The organism is Pseudoalteromonas porphyrae, assembly GCF_001298125.1.
GTDB classification, from domain to species: Bacteria; Pseudomonadota; Gammaproteobacteria; order Enterobacterales; family Alteromonadaceae; genus Pseudoalteromonas; species Pseudoalteromonas neustonica.
The window spans coordinates 1-19397 of the sequence record NZ_LHPH01000012.1; the positions used below are offsets into that span (position 1 = coordinate 1).

15 protein-coding genes and 1 tRNA gene are annotated in these 19397 nt (G+C 40.5%); 6 read left to right on the forward strand and 10 right to left on the reverse strand.

What is annotated here, in order from left to right:
* Nucleotides 1–448: 448 nt before the first annotated feature.
* Nucleotides 449–533, reverse strand: a tRNA-Leu gene (locus ADS77_RS11395).
* Between the two features lie 272 nt (nucleotides 534–805).
* On the opposite strand from ADS77_RS11395, the gene ADS77_RS11400 reads away from it, so the two are divergent.
* Nucleotides 806–1300: an RDD family protein gene (locus ADS77_RS11400; RefSeq protein ID WP_054203171.1), complete on the forward strand. Its 495-nt coding sequence runs from the start codon at nucleotides 806–808 to the stop codon at nucleotides 1298–1300.
* 40 nt (nucleotides 1301–1340) lie between these two features.
* On the opposite strand, the gene lptG is transcribed toward ADS77_RS11400, so the two are convergent.
* Both lptG and lptF read right to left on the reverse strand, forming a co-directional pair.
* Nucleotides 1341–2408 (reverse strand): LPS export ABC transporter permease LptG, encoded by a 1068-nt coding sequence (gene lptG / locus ADS77_RS11405; RefSeq protein ID WP_054203170.1) that lies wholly within the window; start codon nucleotides 2406–2408, stop codon nucleotides 1341–1343.
* Entirely contained in the window at nucleotides 2405–3517 is a 1113-nt protein-coding gene (gene lptF, locus ADS77_RS11410) for an LPS export ABC transporter permease LptF (RefSeq protein ID WP_054454506.1), read from the reverse strand. The genes lptG and lptF overlap by 4 nt, the downstream gene beginning before the upstream one ends.
* Before the next feature lie 272 nt (nucleotides 3518–3789).
* On the opposite strand from lptF, the gene pepA reads away from it, so the two are divergent.
* The 4 genes from pepA to ADS77_RS11430 all read left to right on the forward strand — a co-directional run bounded on the left by pepA (nucleotide 3790) and on the right by ADS77_RS11430 (nucleotide 9392).
* Complete coding sequence (gene pepA / locus ADS77_RS11415; protein WP_054203168.1) at nucleotides 3790–5301, forward strand: leucyl aminopeptidase; 1512 nt, start codon at nucleotides 3790–3792, stop codon at nucleotides 5299–5301.
* A gap of 168 nt (nucleotides 5302–5469) precedes the next feature.
* On the forward strand, nucleotides 5470–5916 hold the full coding sequence (locus ADS77_RS11420) for a DNA polymerase III subunit chi (protein WP_054203167.1): 447 nt from the start codon (nucleotides 5470–5472) through the stop codon (nucleotides 5914–5916).
* 59 nt (nucleotides 5917–5975) lie between these two features.
* Entirely contained in the window at nucleotides 5976–8831 is a 2856-nt protein-coding gene (locus ADS77_RS11425) for a valine--tRNA ligase (RefSeq protein WP_054454509.1), read from the forward strand.
* A 117-nt stretch (nucleotides 8832–8948) separates the two neighbouring features.
* On the forward strand, nucleotides 8949–9392 hold the full coding sequence (locus tag ADS77_RS11430) for a hypothetical protein (RefSeq protein ID WP_054454511.1): 444 nt from the start codon (nucleotides 8949–8951) through the stop codon (nucleotides 9390–9392).
* A 120-nt stretch (nucleotides 9393–9512) separates the two neighbouring features.
* Here the strand turns inward: ADS77_RS11430 and ADS77_RS11435 are convergent, their stop codons facing one another.
* On the reverse strand, nucleotides 9513–10775 hold the full coding sequence (locus ADS77_RS11435; RefSeq protein ID WP_054203164.1) for an outer membrane protein transport protein: 1263 nt from the start codon (nucleotides 10773–10775) through the stop codon (nucleotides 9513–9515).
* Nucleotides 10776–11060: 285 nt separating this feature from the next.
* On the opposite strand from ADS77_RS11435, the gene ADS77_RS11440 reads away from it, so the two are divergent.
* Nucleotides 11061–11402, forward strand: a complete 342-nt coding sequence (locus tag ADS77_RS11440) for a hypothetical protein (protein ID WP_054454513.1) — start codon at nucleotides 11061–11063, stop codon at nucleotides 11400–11402.
* Here ADS77_RS11440 and ADS77_RS11445 read toward each other — a convergent pair.
* The 6 genes from ADS77_RS11445 to ADS77_RS11470 form a co-directional block, all read right to left on the reverse strand.
* Nucleotides 11362–12585 (reverse strand): HD-GYP domain-containing protein, encoded by a 1224-nt coding sequence (locus ADS77_RS11445; RefSeq protein WP_054454516.1) that lies wholly within the window; start codon nucleotides 12583–12585, stop codon nucleotides 11362–11364. The genes ADS77_RS11440 and ADS77_RS11445 overlap by 41 nt on opposite strands.
* A 190-nt stretch (nucleotides 12586–12775) precedes the next feature.
* Complete coding sequence (rraB, locus tag ADS77_RS11450) at nucleotides 12776–13111, reverse strand: ribonuclease E inhibitor RraB (protein ID WP_054454519.1); 336 nt, start codon at nucleotides 13109–13111, stop codon at nucleotides 12776–12778.
* A complete protein-coding gene (locus tag ADS77_RS11455; protein WP_054203161.1) occupies nucleotides 13111–13824 on the reverse strand; it encodes a 1-acylglycerol-3-phosphate O-acyltransferase in 714 nt (237 codons plus the stop codon). The genes rraB and ADS77_RS11455 overlap by 1 nt, the downstream gene beginning before the upstream one ends.
* A 243-nt stretch (nucleotides 13825–14067) precedes the next feature.
* Entirely contained in the window at nucleotides 14068–16359 is a 2292-nt protein-coding gene (parC, locus tag ADS77_RS11460) for a DNA topoisomerase IV subunit A (RefSeq protein WP_054203160.1), read from the reverse strand.
* A 10-nt stretch (nucleotides 16360–16369) separates the two neighbouring features.
* On the reverse strand, nucleotides 16370–17464 hold the full coding sequence (locus ADS77_RS11465; RefSeq protein ID WP_054454521.1) for a PQQ-dependent sugar dehydrogenase: 1095 nt from the start codon (nucleotides 17462–17464) through the stop codon (nucleotides 16370–16372).
* Entirely contained in the window at nucleotides 17457–19382 is a 1926-nt protein-coding gene (locus tag ADS77_RS11470; protein ID WP_054454524.1) for a tetratricopeptide repeat-containing diguanylate cyclase, read from the reverse strand. The genes ADS77_RS11465 and ADS77_RS11470 overlap by 8 nt, the downstream gene beginning before the upstream one ends.
* Between the last annotated feature and the right edge of the window lie 15 nt (nucleotides 19383–19397).

A 19397-nucleotide genomic window follows, 5' to 3' on the forward strand; every position in this document is an offset into this window, starting at 1 on the left:
TGATTGATTTTGCAGCAGTATGTTTGGTATTTAGGCAAGGCAGAGCCTATGTCGTGTGGTTGTTCCCCATAAATAGGCGATAACGCAGTATAAATGCCAAACATGCGCTGCCCAAAGGGTTCTTCCTAGGGGCGATTGACTCTTTGTTGCTCGGTTTTTACTTAGCCCGCTAGGTTACAAACCTCGCGCCGCGATTAAATCGCCCCTAGATTGAACAAATTTCAATCCACAAAGGTCAACACGCCCTAGGCAAAAACTTTTATATCTAGTTGTTCTAAATAAAAAAATTTTAACGACATTATAGCGTGATTTAATTCGTTAAATTGTTCAAATATTTATGCAGATTGGTATAAGTCCCCACCAAAACCAAATACTCTAAACCTTATACCAATCGACTTTATTTCAGACATAAAAAAACCCCGACCAATTTGGTCAGGGCTATTAAAAGTGGTACCAGCGGCCGGACTTGAACCGGCACGCCTTTCGGCAGGGGATTTTGAATCCCCCATGTATACCAATTTCATCACGCTGGCATCATTTTTCTTTAACCTTCTAACATGAGAAGATAAAGAAAAACCACTTTAGAGCTAGGACTTATCGAGCTGTCTTCGTCTCTATGCCAAGCATTATACAAACAATAAACACTGCGGCAAGCGTTTTTTACAAAACAACGATCAACCGCTTAACAATTAAGCAACCATTAACATTCAATAAGGCTTGTAACTGTGTTGAGTGTTTGTGTGAGCCTAGTATTTATCAGCCTATTTGCTAAACTAGCGCGCATATTAACTTTGTGAGTGTATTTATGTCTGGTGAGTTTCCTCGTGCGGGGTTTTGGCGCCGCTTTGCTTCATTGATTTACGACTCTTTAGTCGTCATTTCATTATCAATGCTTACAGCGATACTCTATTTTGCGGCTATTCAGGCCTTAATTGCATTGGGTGTTATTGCAAAAACTGACGATCCTGCTGCGTTTATACAAGATTCACCGCTTTTGTATGGTATTAGAAGTGCGTTATTTATTGGCGTTAACGTGGTGTTCTTTGCTTATTTTTGGACTAAAAGTGGTCAAACAATTGGGATGCGTGCATGGCGTTTAAAAGTTCAAACACGTGATGGCGCGTTAATAAGTTGGCCACAAGCCGTTATTCGTAGTTTAAGTGCATTACTTGGGCTTGGCACGTTAGTGGTATTAATTGATTTTAAAAATAAACGTGCTCTGCAAGATTACATATCAAAAACAGACATGGTATCGCTAACTAAAGAAGAGAATAAGCGTATTTATCAATCTTTAGATTAAAACTAAGTTACTCAGGAGCTAGGATTCTAGCTCCTAGCTATCAGTTTCGCTTGTTAAGTAAATACGTCGCAAAGCCAATAAAAATAACGCTTGGTAAGGTGGCGCCAACCACCGCAGGAATTTGATACACCATTACCACGGGGCCAAATATTTCATTTGTTAAGTGAAATACAATACCCGTGACAACGCCCATAACAATTCGTGCGCCCATTGTTACTGTTCTAAGCGGACCAAATATAAATGACAGTGCAACTAATAACATCACCGCAATAGAAACCGGCTGCATGATTTTACGCCATAACGCTAATTCATATGTGCTGGTGTCTTGCTCATTTTGCTCTAAATAACTCAAATAAGACCACAAACCAGTAAACGATAACGACTCAGGTTTTACTGATACTACACCGAGTTTTTCAGCGGTTAATTGTGATTCGTAAAACTCTTCTTTTAGCTGTAGTGTCGTTATTTGCTGCTCGCCAAGCTGCACTTTATTTACATCACGCAGTAGCCAACCATCTTTGCGCCCTACGGCCTGATTAGCTTTTGTTATTTGGGTTAATTGCAATGATTTATCAAAGTGATACATGTTCACGCCATGTAATACGCCATTTTGATCAACATCTTCTATATTAATAAAATTATTGCCATCTTTGGCCCAGACGCCTTGCTGCGCATTAAATACATCTCCACCATAAATCGCTTGGTTACGCATTTCTTTAGCTTTAAGTTGTGCAGCCGGTGCGCCCCACTCACCCAATGCCATCATGCACAGTGCCATAAATATTGCCGTTTTCATCACCGAGACAATAATCTGCAAGCGTGACATACCAGCTGCTTGCATAACCACCAGCTCACTATTCGATGCCAGTGCACCTAAGCCAGTTAAACCACCTATTAATGCGGCCATAGGGAAAAATACCACTAAGTCACCAGGCATGCTGTATAAGGTATATAACAATGCATTGGAAATATCGTAACTACCGCGCCCTACAGACTTAAGCTGCTCAATGAATTTGATGAGCGTGCTAATACCAACCAGTACCATTAAAGCAAAGCCCGTGGTTTGCAAAATGCTACGGCCTAAGTACCAATCAAGCATTTTCATCATGCGCCTAACTCCCGCTTAGTAACAATTGCTTTGAGCCAAGCACCTAAAGGCCGCCCTTTTATAATCAAAAAGCCACCGATAAATAATGCGGTAAAGTGGATCCACCACAGGCCAATTGATGGCGGTATTTTGCCATCCTCTACTGCAAATTTAGCCGCATTAAGTAAAATAAAATACCCTAAATACAAACTGATTGCTGGCACTAACTTAGCAAACTTTCCTTGGCGAGGGTTTACTACACTTAAAGGAACTGCAAGTAAGGTTAATAACGGAATAGAAAGCGGGATAGCCATGCGCCATTGCCATTGTGCTATTGCTTCTGTGGTATTCATAGCCATCAAATCAATAGTTGGTATGGCTTCTAGTTTGCGGCGTTGGTGTTCGATCTCTTGCCCGCGTATTTGTACGCTATAGCCATCGAATTCAGTTAGGTTGAGAGCCGGCGTTTTTCCATCGGTTTCGTAACGTTTACCATCACTGAGCACCAATTGTTGCTCCCCATTTTCTTGTTCAACTACCACACCGCGCTCTGCATACACTAAACGCGCTAAATTATCTTTTTTACTGTCTGGTAGTTGCGCTACAAATACTTTATTTAATTCTTTGCCACCGTTATCAATGTTGTGAATGAATACAACCGCTTTTTCATTACCCGTTTGCTGAAAACGCCCAGCCCGCAGTGCCGATAAACCCGCATCTGCTTTAGCTTGCTCTTTCAGTTGATATTCTTGCTCACTCGCCCATGGCGCGACATACAATGTGAGTCCCCCCGCTAATAACGCTAAGACAAAGCTTGAAATTAGCGTAACGCGCACCACATACCATTCGCTTACACCGCACGCTTTAAGTACAGTCATTTCGCTGTCGGCATAAATACGGCTATACGCGAGAATAATCCCTAAAAAGATACTCAAAGGTAAGATTAAAGATGCAAGTTGCGGTAGTTTTAATGCAATCATCGACAACACTAACTTGGCAGGAATTCCACCTTCAGAGGCGTCACTTAAAATACCTACAAACTTTTGCGATAAAAAGATAGTCATTAAGGTTAGGAATACGGCGACCTGTGACTTTAAAACTTCAGTGGTCAAATAACGGAAAATTAGCAATGCTCGCCCCTGTTAAACATCGTGTTTCACTTCAATAGTAAGAAAATGTGAGTAAACTTAGCGTTTTACTTCGTTATTATATGTCATCAACATTAAATATCATACCTAGCAGCTCGATATATTGTTGCTTTAGTGGTATTGATAGCGACAAAAGTATAAAGTTCAAATACACATAATGAGTCAGGCTTTATAAGCTAGTATTAAACCAATAACTAGATTTTTATTTTATTGCCCTTATTAAAGGGAGCTATGACTCAAAATTAGGAGTGACAATGGAATTTAGCGTAAAAAGTGGTAGTCCTGAAAAGCAACGTAGCGCATGTATTGTAGTTGGCGTTTATGAGCCACGTCGCTTATCCCCCATTGGTGAGCAACTCGATAAAATCAGCGATGGTTATATCTCTAATTTATTACGTCGTGGTGACCTTGAAGGTAAACCGGGACAAGTATTGTTATTACATCATGTACCTAACGTACTAAGTGAGCGCATACTACTAGTAGGCTGTGGTAAAGAGCGTGAACTTGATGATAAACAATATAAACAAATTATTTCTAAAACCATTAATACCCTTAACGAAACAGGGTCGATGGAAGCCGTTTGCTTTTTAACAGAGCAACACGTTAAAAGTCGTGATACTTATTGGAAAGTCCGCCAAGCCGTAGAAACAACGCAAGATTGCCTGTATACGTTTAATCAATTAAAAAGTAAAAAAAGCGACCCTCGTCGCCCACTGCGTAAAATTGTATTTAATGTACCAACCCGTCGTGAGCTCACAATTGGCGAAAGCGCAATTGAACATGGTTTAGCGATTGCAGCAGGTAGTAAGCTTTGTAAAGATGTAGCAAACATGCCACCAAATATCTGTAACCCAGCTTATTTAGGTGAACAAGCACAAGAACTTGCGACTAACTTTGACAATATCACTGTTGATATTATCGGTGAAGAAAAAATGGCTGAGCTAGGTATGAACTCTTACTTAGCCGTTGGCCGTGGTAGCGATAACGAATCGGTCATGTCGATTATTAATTACCAAGGGGGCGCAAAAGAACAAGCCCCTATCGTACTGGTAGGTAAAGGCTTAACCTTTGACTCTGGTGGTATTTCGCTTAAACCAGGCGAAGGCATGGATGAAATGAAATACGACATGGGTGGCGCTGCTGGTGTTATTGGTGCAATGCGCGCATTAGCACAAATGCAGTTACCGATTAACGTTATTGGTGTTTTAGCTGGCTGTGAAAATATGCCAAGTTCAAATGCTTATCGCCCGGGTGATATTTTAACAACTATGTCAGGGCAAACGGTTGAAGTACTTAATACCGATGCTGAAGGGCGTTTAGTGTTATGTGACGCACTGACGTATGTTGAACGCTTTGAACCTGAAACGGTAATTGATGTTGCGACCTTAACCGGTGCCTGTATTGTTGCACTTGGGGCACATGCAACGGGTTTGCTATCAAACCATAACCCGCTTGCTCATGACTTACTTAAAGCATCTGAGCAAAGTGGCGACCGTGCTTGGCAACTACCGCTGTGGGATGACTATCAAGATCAACTTGAAAGCCCATTTGCTGACTTTACCAATTTGGGCGGACGCGCAGCCGGCACAATTACTGCGGCGTGTTTCTTATCTAAATTTACTAAAAAGTATAACTGGGCGCATTTAGATGTAGCCGGTACAGCATGGCGCAGCGGTAAAAATAAAGGGGCGACAGGCCGTCCGGTCCCTATGCTAACGCAATACTTATTAAATCGTGCTGGTGTAAGCGAAGCCGCACAAGATTAATGAGTTAGTTTAATACCAGCATTAAAAAAGGCGCTTTTTAGCGCCTTTTTTATTAAGACCTAACGCAGTGTATTAATTGAAGCAAACCCCGTTCTATGGCAAAATCCCTGCTCTGATTTATGTGTACTAACTCGTATAACATGCAATGCAATGGGAAGTCCCGATACTATGAACATGAACGCCCAGTTTTTCGTTCTAAAGCAACAAGATGAATCGCAAGCGAAGGCTGATGATCACTTTAGCTTAGCTGCTGATATTGCAGCTGAACAGTATCGTCTTGGCCAGCGTGTTTTTATTTTTGTAGATAACGCCGATACTGCCCACGCCATTGATGAAACGATTTGGTCATTTGACCCCGACAGTTTTGTGCCACATAACCTTCAAGGTGAAGGCCCAAAAGGTGGTGCGCCAGTTGAAATAGGCACAACCCCACCGGTTGGAAATCGTAAAGTTTTAATAAACTTGGCTGCACACCTTCCGGATTTTATTCGGCGGTTTAACCAAGTTTTTGATTTTGTACCCGTAGAATCTGTAGCTAAACAAGCCGCCCGTGAGCGCTTTAAAAAGCTACGCCAACTCGGTGCAAACATCACCACGCAAGATATAAATCGCTAAGATGCCCAAGGTAAAATAGCAAACCAACTCATTTAAGTACTTATTTAAGGTTCTGTGTAATGGATAAAACCTACAATCCGCAAGATATTGAACAGTCACTCTATCAAGACTGGGAAGAAAAAGGCTACTTTAAGCCATCAGGCAAAGGTGACGCATATTCAATTATGATCCCACCGCCAAATGTCACCGGTAGCTTACACATGGGCCACGCATTCCAAGACACTATAATGGACACCTTAACACGCTATAAGCGCATGCAAGGTAACAACACATTATGGCAAGTAGGTACTGACCACGCCGGTATTGCTACACAAATGCTGGTTGAGCGAAAGCTTGCTGCCGAAGAAGGTAAAACACGCCACGATTTAGGTCGCGAAGCCTTCATCGATAAAATTTGGCAATGGAAAGAGCAATCTGGCGGTACGATCACTAAACAGCTTCGTCGTCTTGGCGCATCGGTTGATTGGGATCGCGAGCGCTTTACAATGGACGATGGTTTATCAGACGCGGTTAAAGAAGTTTTCGTACGTCTTCACAAAGAAAATTTAATCTATCGTGGTAAGCGCCTAGTAAACTGGGATCCAAAGCTTCATACGGCAATTTCTGATCTTGAAGTTGAAAACAAAGACAAAAAAGGCCACATGTGGAACTTACGTTACCCATTGGCTGATGGCGTAAAAACACCAGACGGTAAAGACTACATTGTTGTAGCAACAACACGTCCAGAAACCATGCTAGGTGACTCAGGTGTTGCGGTAAACCCTGATGACGAACGCTACCAAGATTTGATCGGCAAAGATATTTTATTACCGATTGTAAATCGCCGTATTAAAATTGTGGCTGACGAACATGCCGATAAAGACAAAGGCACGGGTTGTGTAAAAATCACACCAGCTCATGACTTTAACGATAATGAAGTAGGTAAGCGTCATCAAATGCCGATGATTAATATCTTCGACAAAGATGCAGCAATTTTAAGCCAAGGTGAAACTTACACCTTTGACGGTAAAGAGCTTGAATTTGATGCACCAATTCCTGAGCGCTTACATGGGCTTGATCGTTTCGATGCGCGTAAAGCGATTGTGGCTGAATTTGAAGAACTTGGTCTTCTTGAAAAAATTGAAGATCACGCTTTAACTGTACCTTATGGCGACCGCTCTGGCGTGGTGATTGAGCCATTGCTTACCGATCAATGGTATGTACGTGTTGCACCACTGGCAGAACCTGCAAAAGACGCGGTTAAAAATGGCGACATTAAATTTGTACCACAGCAATATGAGAACATGTATTTCTCATGGATGAACGACGTACAAGATTGGTGTATTTCACGTCAACTTTGGTGGGGCCACCGTATTCCAGCTTGGTATGATAACGAAGGCAATGTATTTGTTGGCCGTGATGAAGCAGAAGTTCGCCGTGAAAATAACATCGCGGATGGCGTTGCACTTCGCCAAGACGACGACGTACTTGATACCTGGTTCTCATCTGCACTGTGGACATTCTCAACCCAAGGCTGGCCTGAAAATACCGATGACTTAAAAACCTTCCATCCGTCTGACGTGTTGGTTACTGGTTTTGACATCATCTTTTTCTGGGTTGCTCGCATGATCATGATGACGATGCACTTTGTTAAAGATGAAAATGGCAAACCACAAGTCCCCTTTAAGACGGTGTATGTAACTGGCCTTATTCGCGATGAAAATGGCGATAAAATGTCAAAATCAAAAGGTAACGTACTAGATCCAATCGATATGATTGACGGCATCGACCTTGAGAGTTTAGTGACTAAACGTACCAGTAACTTGATGCAAGAAAAGGTCGCTGCAAAAATAGAAAAAAACACCCGTAAAACGTTCGATAATGGCATTGAAGCACATGGTACTGATGCCCTGCGCTTTACATTAGCGGCAATGGCTTCAACTGGTCGTGATATCAACTGGGATATGAACCGCCTTGAAGGTTACCGCAACTTCTGTAATAAGTTATGGAACGCCAGCCGTTATGTACTTATGAATACAGAAGAGCAAGACTGTGGTTTTGCAAACGACGCAGCGAAAGAATACTCACTCGCTGATCGTTGGATCTTAGGTCAATTTGAGTCAACGATTAAAACGTATACTGAGCACTTAGATAACTACCGTTTTGACTTAGCGGCTAATACGCTTTATGAGTTCACTTGGAACCAATTCTGCGATTGGTATTTAGAACTGACTAAACCGGTATTGTTTAAAGGTAACGAGGCGCAACAACGTGGCACGCGCCATACGCTTATTACCGTGCTTGAAAGCTTGCTACGTTTGATGCACCCAATGATGCCATACATCACTGAAACTATCTGGCAACGTGTTGCACCATTAGCGGGTCTTGAAACAGCTAATACCAGCATAATGGTACAAGCCTTCCCATTATTTAATGACGCAAACGTTGACGCTAAAGCAATGGATGATTTGGAGTGGGTTAAACAATTCATTCTAGCCATTCGTAACATTCGTGGTGAAATGGATATCAGCCCAAGTAAGCCGTTATCAATATTACTAGCTAATGCATCGAATGATGATGTACGTCGTATTGAAGACAATAAATCATTTTTAGCATCACTTGCTAAAATTGAAGAGTTTACTTTGCTTGATAACAAAGACACAGCCCCTGCGTGTGCAACTTCATATGTTGGCAACCTTGAGATCATGATCCCAATGGCCGGCCTAATCGATGTTGAAGCCGAACTTGCACGTATTGCTAAGCAACTTGAAAAAGCTGAAAAAGGCCTAGCCCAAGTGCAAAATAAACTAGCTAACGAAAAGTTTGTTAACAACGCACCAGAAGCTGTTTTAGCTAAAGAAAACGAGAAGCTTGCTGAGTTCTCTGATGCAAAAGCAAAACTGTTGGAGCAAAAAGCTAAAATTGAAAGTTTATAAAACTTCAATTAGCTACTTGAAAACGCGAGCTTTTTAGCTCGCGTTTTTGTTTCTATTTTAAGTCCAGCCATCTATACTGCCTGATAAATAATTATAAATCACAGGAACCATCCCAAAATGAAAAAAATCTCTCTCGCTTTAGCCCTACTAGCTATAACCTCAATGTCACAATCAGCACTTGCACAAGGTAAGTTTTCCACTGGAGTCGGGCTCTATGAGTTTGGTGGTCATACCGGTGTTAAATATAGATACTCAATTGATGACACACATAAGTTATCTGCTTCAGCAGGTCTTATAGGTTACTCGTTAGGCTATGAATACACGCTCTCTGAGCATGTTACTGCCGGGCTTGCATTAGGCCAGCAAGTTGTTGTTGCTGAAGATGGTTATCTAGTTGCCAAGTTTAATTATTACTTTCAAGGTGTTGATAGTGCTAGCTGGGTAATAGGTTTAAGCGCAGGCGTAAAAGAAGATGACGGTGATTGCTTTGTTTTTTGTGAAAAAAAAGACACAGATAAAATAGAAGGAACAATGGGCATACACTTAGGTTATCAATTTTAAAAAGGCAGCTAAAACTGCCCTTTCATTTATTTTAACTAAATAGTTAACCGAGCTTCGGATAATACATCCACCTCCAGCTGGAGCTTGGTAAGTACCTTAACCTAAGTTCGGTTATTTAAGTTAAAACGTGTAGTTATACTGCGCACCAAATAAATATGCGTGGCCATTTGATTCAAATGACCATTGCTGAGCAATATTGTCATTCTCAGTAAATTTTTGTGTTTTGCCGCGTAAGATACTCATACCAATATCTAAGTTTGATTGCTCACTCATCGTGTAATTCACACCAAACGAGTACCAAAAACGATCCGTATCTGGGATTGAAATAGACATATGATTTTTATCGGCTGGTGATTCATCGTAGGCTATACCTGCGCGTAATAATACTGACTTGTTAAACTGGTAATCACCACCAATTGAGTAACGCATCGCATTTGAGAAGTTTTCATCTTTAGAAAAACCTGGCTGATCACGACCTTCAACATCTGCTTCTAATTTGTCAAAGCTACTCCAACCTGTCCACATAACGCTATAATGTAAACCTGTTTTATCATCTAATTGATGAGAACCTGAAAACTCTGCAATCGCAGGAAGCGTTATTGCTACGCTGCCTGGAAGACTAGCCCCACTCGTGCCACCCATTGTTGGCGGCAACTCACTTGAAAACTCACCATCAAAGGTGATATCGGTTTCACTGCGATAGTTAAAACCAAAACGGCTATTTTCATCTAACTGATACATAGCACCAACATTCCAACCAAAGCCAGCATCATCACCTTCTAAGTGAGTTGCCTCAGTCTCTGCAGGTAAACCAAATGGGTTAGCACCAAAGTTTCGGACAATTTTCGCATCAGCATAAATGTAGTTTAAGCCAAGACCAACACTAAATTGATCATTGATCTTATATGAACCACTTACATTCATGTTTACAGTCACGATCTCAGTTTCACCCGCAAGCTGACCCGCAGGGTAATTCTCATCAAACTCAGTCGCTAAACCAAAGTTTGAGAATGCGCCAAAACCAACCGCGAACTTATCATTAATTGGCATTAAAAAATAACCAGCAGGCACAAACGCACTAGGAGCAATACTACTATCATTCAGTGCATTTGGATTTACAGCAGCATTACTTGACCCTGTACCCTCTAGGCTTACATCTGGAACGACTGCAATACCAGCTATACTCAGCTGCTTTTCTTTAAATACTGACATTAAGGCAGGGTTACGTGCAATTACAGACGCATCTTCAGCTATAGCCGCTTCACCTGCATATGCCCGACCAAGGCCTGACGCACTATGTTCTGCAAGTTGAAAAGCTGCCGCAAAGCTATCAGCCGACATTACAGCAAGTGATGCCGCGATAAGTGTTTTTGTAAGTTTCATTATGTGTCCTTAACCAAGCACGACGCTTGGGTTCTCATGTATGTTGTTATTATGAGTAATTACTCTATTCAAAACTTTTATACACTACATCAATTTTTTACGAAAAACTGTAACAAAGCGTTAAAAACACACATTTAAGCGAATATTTAACAGCTAAGTAACAACTTTTTAAAACACATCGGATGAGAGCAAGGTAAAACCATTTGCAATTAATTATCATTTAGATTGACTTGATAATTAAGCGCATTTAGACTGGCAAACATATCAAGTGAGGGGATGATCGCTATGGAGATTGGATTAATTATTGCTGCATTAGCATTTTGTGGTGCTAGCGTTTACTGTTTTTGCAAAGCTAACTTCTGCGCCTGCACTAAAGCGGGTGAATGTGATAATCCAGTAAACCACTATTGGCTAGGAGCAATATTAACGGCGATGGTCGCATTACTTTGCTGCTGTGCTGCACTGCATTCAGAAAACGGTACATTATTATGGTTATTGCTGATGTGTAGTTGCTTTAGCGGTGCATTACTATCAGCCAAGCAATCAGCCAAAAGACGTTGTGATAAATCCATCACTAAAAAAGGTGTTAAACCACCAGATGCTCTTTTAACAAACGAGCCAAGTTAAGTTGATAATCTAGCGGTTTGATACTCGCGAGTATCTTTAGCTCTTGCTCTGACGTATTTAAATCAATGTCTTTTGATGTGACATGGTGATTATGCTTAGCGTTATAAAATACTTTTACTTTCGGTTGAATTGGATTCTTATGGTTTCCTTCTGTGACCAAAGCAAGGCGTTCATTGGTTAATTTAACGATAGTACCGACTGGATAGACACCTAAACACTTGATAAATCGCTGTACTAACTCATTATCAAACAACAATTTATTACTTAACAAATGACGTAATGCATTTATTGGCTCATCACCAATTTGGTGCGGCCGATCGGATGTCATTGCATCGTATACATCCACAATTGCCATGATCCTAGCAGGTCGACTAAGTTTCTCTCCTTCTATACCACGCGGATAGCCGCTACCATCCAAACGCTCATGATGATTTACTATCATATCTAGCATCAATGGAGTAATACCCTTCTCCCCCTTAACAAGCCCTAAGCTTTGCGCTACATGCTTTTTAATTGCCTGCATTTCAAGCTTATTAACATCTTCGGACTTTGAGAATATCCCTTGTGGTAGCTTTGCTTGACCTAAGTCATGCAGTAAAGCCCCCATAGCCAGCTCATGTACTACTGATTCTTTGTACCCTAGGTATTTTGCAAACACAGTGACAAAAATGGCGCAATTAATCATGTGCTGCCAGTTATACATATGCTTATCTTTAATGCGCGTTAAAATTGTCATCGCATTGTGATTACGAAATACTGACGCAACAATGTCTTTTGCTATGTCATCAAGCAGCGAAATATTCATTTTTAAACCCGACGTTATATCGCCGTATAACCCTTGTAGTTTACGATTATGCTGCTCATAACTCGTGCTAGCTTTTGCAAACTCTTGCTCTAGTGTAATTATCTTTTTTATTTTGTCTGTTTGAGTTTTGGAGGTGGGCTTTGTAACGGGTGTTGCTTTTGGCTTTTCTTGATATTTACTCGGAACCCCGACATTACTTTGCGTAAAATCAATGAGTAACTCCTGTACTCCTTCCGATACCAAACGTTTAATAATCGATTTATCGCGAACTAAACCCCGGGTTTTAATTTTAATGCTATCAATACCCTCAAATTGCTTGCTAACACTGTCAACAAACATACCAGGAACAAGCTCTGAGATAGGGAGGGTAATGAGCATAGAATAATTAATTTATTTCGATAAATGATGATTTTAATTATCAACTATTCAATACAAATGTCTATAACAAAGATAAAGAATACGAAATAGGTATGAATAAAATGATGGGCTGGTGAACTAAGAATCGTTATTAACTAAACAATGGCAAATTGTCCTAGGTCCTAGTGGCTAGGACCTAGTGATTTACACATTACTCTTGAAAGTAAGTGCCCCAACCATCGTACTCAACGTCGGTATCTAAAGCTAATTTAGCTAGTTTATCAACGTCTTCCATAATAACTTCAACGTCTAGCTCTGCTTCAACAACAATATCAAAGCTCCAAATTTTGCTGCCGTCTTCAAGCTCAAGTTCCGCAGGCTCTTCAACGTCATAGCCAAGTTTAAATGCGGCTAATGCTGCTTGCTCAAGCTTTACAAAATCTTCGCATACAAAGTGATGCTCAACTTCATAAAGGATCTCTGGATCTGATCCGTCTTCTAGTAACGAAGTTACAATGTCTTCACTAATTTCACGCCAATTTTCCATTACTTTTCTCTCACTTGAGCATCTAATTCAGTTATTCTAGCAGCCATTATAGAGTGAATACGTGTTGCGTGTTCACGTGCCCCAATAGTTTTATCGAGGTGCACCGGCGCTAGCATGTCTATATAGATTGTACCATTGTCCCAACGATTTAGCTTAATGGTTTTATCAGTTGTACTCATACAGACAGGCACAATCGGCACTTCGGCGTTTAATGCAGTATGAAATGCACCTGTTTTAAATGGTAATAAGCCACGCCCATAGCTACGCGTTCCTTCAGGAAACATCCATACAGATAGACGTTGCTGCTTTATTTTGTCAGCTGATTTAGAGATAGTACCGGCAGCCTTTGAGCGATTACTTCTATCGATTAAAATATTGCCAGAAAGCCAATAAAGCTGCCCAAAAAACGGGATCCACTTCAGGCTTTTTTTACCTAAACTTACACAGCTTTTTGGTACCGCCGCGGGTAACGTAAAGATATCATAGTTATTTTGGTGATTAGCCACATACACCGCCGGTCCGCTATTTAATAGGTCTGGGTGGCGAGTGATCACTAAATTCACCCCAAGCATTCTGGCCATCGAACCAAACCAACCAGAAATAATGTGTACATTATTACTATGAAATGGCTTTACAAGGCACAATAACAAACCTAAAACACAGCTAAAAACAATAAATAAAGCCATGATTATTATACGAAAAAAAGCTAACAAAGAGACTCTCCTCAAAAATTCAGAGCACATTATATCGTTATTTTAGTCGCTAAACGAGAGTTAAGCGCACACTTGTAAGCTTAAATTAATTTTCATATTTCATTTCAACGAACTAGCGAGCCAATCGGTTTCAATTTTAATGCCCTCACTTAATAAAACTTTAGCCTGTATCCTAAATTATTCCAATCACCTCAAGCAAAAACGGCCTGCAAATGCAGGCCGTTTTATTAAGTAGTTACGCGATTATTCATCGCTCGTATCTACATCTATCTCTTCAACAGGGTTAAGCTCAACAACGGCTTCATCAACACGCTGTAATCCACGAGGTAATTTATTACCCCTGCGTCCACGTTCGCCATGATAATGCTCTAAATCGCTCGGCTTAAGCGTCAATTTACGCTTACCAGCATGTAAAGTAACACTTGTGCCATTTGGCACCACCGCAAGCACTTTTACAAACTCTTCACGTGCTTGAACCTTGGCACTTGGGATGGAGATAATCTTGTTACCTTTACCTTTACCTAGTTTTGGTAAGTCACGTAATGGGAATAACAACATACGCCCTTCATTTGATATCGCCATGCAGTAATCGCTGGCTACATCATTAACGCGAATCGGCTCAAGCAACTGCCCGCCTTTTGGTACACTCACTAACGCTTTACCATTTTTGTTCTTACTGACTAAGTCAGCAAAATCGGTGATAAATCCATAGCCAGCATCAGAGGCCATAAGCAGTACTTGCTTATCCTCCCCCATAACCACATGTTCAAACGTTGCGCCGGCTGATAAATTAAAGCGCCCTGTCATAGGCTCACCTTGGCTTCGTGCTGATGGTAAGCTATGTGCGTCAGTTGCAAAGGCTCGTCCGGCAGAATCTAAAAAGACTGATGGTTGGTTACTCTTACCCCGTGCTGAGGCTTTGTATTCATCACCTGCACGATAACTGAGCCCTGCTACATCCAGATCATGACCTTTACCAACACGTGCCCAGCCTTTTTCAGACAATACAACGGTTACCGACTCTGATGGTATTAAATCTTTTTCACTTAATGCTTTCGCTTCTAAACGCTCGACTACTGGTGAACGACGATCATCACCATACAACTCAGCCGCTTCTTGAATTTCTTTTTTCAGCAATGTCGACATACGACGATCAGAACCAAGCGTTAGCTCTAGCTTATCACGTTCTTTAGCGAGCTCATCTTGCTCACCGCGAATTTTAAACTCTTCTAATTTAGCTAAATGGCGAAGTTTTAATTCTAATATTGCCTCAGCCTGTATATCTGAAATACCAAAGCGTTCCATTAATACTGGCTTTGGTTTATCTTCAGCACGTATGATTTCAATTACTTCATCAATATTTAAAAAGGCAGCTAATAAACCTTCTAAAATATGTAGTCGCGCTAACACTTTATCCAAACGATACTGTAAACGTCTACGCACTGTTTCGCGGCGAAACACTAACCACTCAGTCAAAATGGTACGCAAGTCTTTGACTTGCGGACGACCATCAAGGCCAAGCATATTTAAGTTTACGCGGTAGTTTTTTTCCAGATCGGTTGTGGCGAATAAGTGAGCCATTAATGGTTCTGCTTTAATGCGATTTGAGCGAGGAATAATCACAATACGCGTTGGATTTTCGTGATCAGATTCGTCACGTAAATCAGCTACCATAGGCAGTTTTTTAGCATTCATTTGCGCTGCGATTTGCTCTAAAACTTTACCGCCTGAGCATTGATGCGGAAGCGCGGTGATAACAATATCGCCATGCTCTTCGGTATACACCGCACGCATTTTAATCGAGCCGCGACCTGTTTGATAAATTTTTTGAATATCAGCTTTGGGGGTGATTATTTCCGCTTCAGTTGGGTAATCCGGTGCGTGAACTAACTCTAGTATTTCGTTAAGTTCTGCTTTTGGTTTATCTAGTAATAAACAACATGCACTGGCGACTTCACGCACATTGTGCGGCGGGATATCCGTCGCCATACCAACTGCAATACCTGTAATGCCATTGAGTAAAATATGCGGTAAACGCGCTGGCAATACTTGTGGCTCATCCATGGTGCCATCAAAGTTTGGCGTCCAATCGACGGTGCCTTGACCAAGCTCTTTAAGTAATACTTCTGCAAATTTAGATAATCGTGCTTCTGTGTAACGCATCGCGGCAAAAGACTTAGGGTCATCTGCTGCACCCCAGTTGCCTTGCCCATCCACTAGTGGATAACGATAAGAGAACGGCTGCGCCATTAACACCATGGCTTCGTAACAAGCACTATCACCATGTGGATGGTATTTACCTAGCACATCACCGACTGTACGCGCTGATTTTTTATACTTAGCCGCAGACGAAAGACCAAGTTCGCTCATCGCATAAATAATACGACGCTGTACTGGTTTTAAGCCATCACCAATATGTGGCAACGCTCTATCCATGATCACATACATGGAATAATTCAAATAGGCGTCTTCGGTAAAACGTCCCATTGTTTGTTGTTCAATTCCTTGCATTAGCAAGGTATCTGTATCACTCATCAAAGCCTACCTAATTTTTTTTATAGCTTACACGGTAGATCACATTGGCATAATCATCGGAGATCAATAAGCTGCCATCGGCAAGTTCTGCAAAAGCAACCGGACGACCCAATGTTTCTTCGTTTTTCATAAAGCCCGTAATAAACGGCGTGTATTTTACCACACGTCCTTGCTCAATGGTGGCAAGCGCCACTTTATATCCAGATTTTTTACTTCGGTTCCACGATCCATGCTCAGCCACGAAAAGCTGTTGCTTATAATCAGCAGGAAATTGCTTGCCTTTATAAAAGTGAATCCCTAAAGGAGCTACATGCGCCCCCAATGCCAATGCTGGCGGGCTATAGTCAGTAATACTCTTATCTCTGCCAAATTCAGGATCTAAGATGGCACCAGCATGTACGTAAGGAAAACCAAAATGCTCCCCTTCGTTTGTTAACCGATTTAGCTCATCAGGTGGTATGTCATCGCCCATCATATCTCGGCCATTATCACTAAACCACAATGCTTGTGTACTGGGATGAAAATCAAACCCTACAGAATTACGAACACCTTGCGCTAATGTTGTCATTTGTTTGGTGTTGATATCTAAAGAAAATATACGCCCATAACGTTCATCTTCAGCACACACATTACAAGGGACTCCCACAGGTATTATTAACTCACCCGATGGCGAAAACCGTAAAAACTTCCAGCCATGATGGCGCTCAGTTGGTAATGCGTCGTACACTACATCGTATTTAGGTGCTTTAAGTTGTGTGTCAACATTCTTAAAGCGAATAATACGGTGCACTTCTGCTACATATAAATCATTATCTTTAATTGCTAAACCTGATGGCATTGTTAAGCCACTGGCCACCAGTATTTGTTTATCAGCAACACCATCGCTATTGTGATCAATCAGCGCATACACATTGCCAGCTTTACGTGAGCCAACATACACGATGCCTTTTTTGGAGACTGCTAGCTGACGTGCATTTTCGACGTCGCGGGCAAAAATATTAATTTTAAAGCCGTCAGCAACACTTAGCTCTTTTAGCATATTTTTTGCTGCTAATGGTGTACTTAACATACTCAATGCGAGTAATGATGTTAGTAATTTATTCATTGATTTCTACCCTGTTTCGGCCATGCTCTTTTGCAGTATATAAGGCTTTGTCTGCTTTTTTCAGTAAATCTTTAAATGAAGTTAATTCAGAACTTTTTTGTGCAACGCCAAAACTTGCCGTTATTTTAATGATCTGACCATCACTAATTATATGCTCTTTCTCTATATCACTTTTAATGCGGAAAGCTATTTCAGTGGCTTCAACTGATGTTGTATTATTCAATACAACTAGAAATTCTTCACCGCCTATACGCCCTAAAAAATCACTTTCTCGAATAGCTCGCTGCGATATTTGAGTTACAGCCTTTAAAACTAGGTCGCCTGCCGGGTGACCATAGTTATCATTAATTTTCTTAAAGTGATCTAAATCAAAACAGATAAGTGTAAATTTTTGATTATCTAATTTAAGCTGTAACCACTGTAATTCAGCTAAATCCATAATCTTACGTCTATTAGCTACACCGGTTAAAAAATCAGTGTTTGCAAGCAAGCTAAATTTTCGTCGTAAACGATACTGTCGCCACGTAAATATTAATAACACCAAAAAGAGTAATAGCACACTTAACATAGCTGTTTTTTGAAGTGTTTGTTGTTGCTTTATTTCTTGTAAAGCAAACTCATTTAATTCTTTGTTTTTTTCAAGAAGTTGCTTTTCAAGCTCGACCTTTTTTATATCAAATTGCACTTTATGACGTGATCGAGATAATTCTCGTACTTGATTATAGTATTGTGCACTGAGCTCTATATGAGCTTGCTGATAAGAAACTGCTTGTTGGTAATTACCTTGCTGTATCGCTAATTGTGCTTGCAGTGCAACTAATTTCAACTCTAATGTCACACTATTTTCAACAGGGATATTTGCAAGTAGCTGTCGCGCCTTTTCAAGTGTACTACTTGCGTTAGTTAAGTTATTTTTTTTGAGTTCAATCTCGGCTTGAATATACAGATGCTTAATAATATTGTGCACATCTTCAAGTTCATGAAAATATACATTGCTCAAATTTAGGTAATCGATTGCTTTGTCTAAATTATCAAGTTGTAAGTTAGCTTCTGCAATAATGATGTAAGCGTAATAGTCAAAGCTAGGATTTGCCACTTCATAGTTTATTTTTAGCATTTTATTTGCATTATCAATGGCATCTTGACTACGTGATAACTTTAAATAAATTTTTGCTAAATGAAAATATGACACCATGATATCAAACGATAGGTCATTTTTTAAAAAGTAAGCGAGCGCTTTATTTTGCAGCTCAATGGCTTTTTCAAAATCAAACAAGAACTCATATGATTTTGCCATAGTTGACTCTATATAAGCTAACTTCAGTTGATTGCCACCACGACTGATTAGTTCATACGCTTTATAAAAATAGTCAATCGCGCGAATTTCGTCATGATTGTAAACATAATAACTTGCTAACGAGCTGTACACATTACCTTTCAAATCATCATCGCCAAATAGCTCAGCTTTATTCTTTGCCTCTAATAATGCGGTTAACGCATTTTTAGGATCGCCTATAGAATTATAAATATTCGCTTGTACAAGTAAGTAATCTATGTGGGTAAAATTATCTAATAAGTCTAAATGAACGGAAACTTGCTTTTCGAGCTCAATTGCGGGTGTCATTTCACCATTTAACAGATAGTTTTCTGCTAGATATATTTGTAATTTTGAACGTTGTAACGCCGTTACATTATTTTCATGTTTAGATAATAGTTGCGTAAGATAGGTAATTGCTTGAGTTGGGTCTTGAATACTTTTTTTCTCTGCAGTGGCTAATTGCGTGGTTAACCACTGTTCATCAAAGGTAGTTTTTGCACTTACGGTATTTAAAAACAAATACCCACATACAACAAAGCTCACTATTAAACTTTGCAAAACAGCTAATATAGCGTTTTTCCTTTGCTGTATGTGCATCATAAATCTTCCTGATTT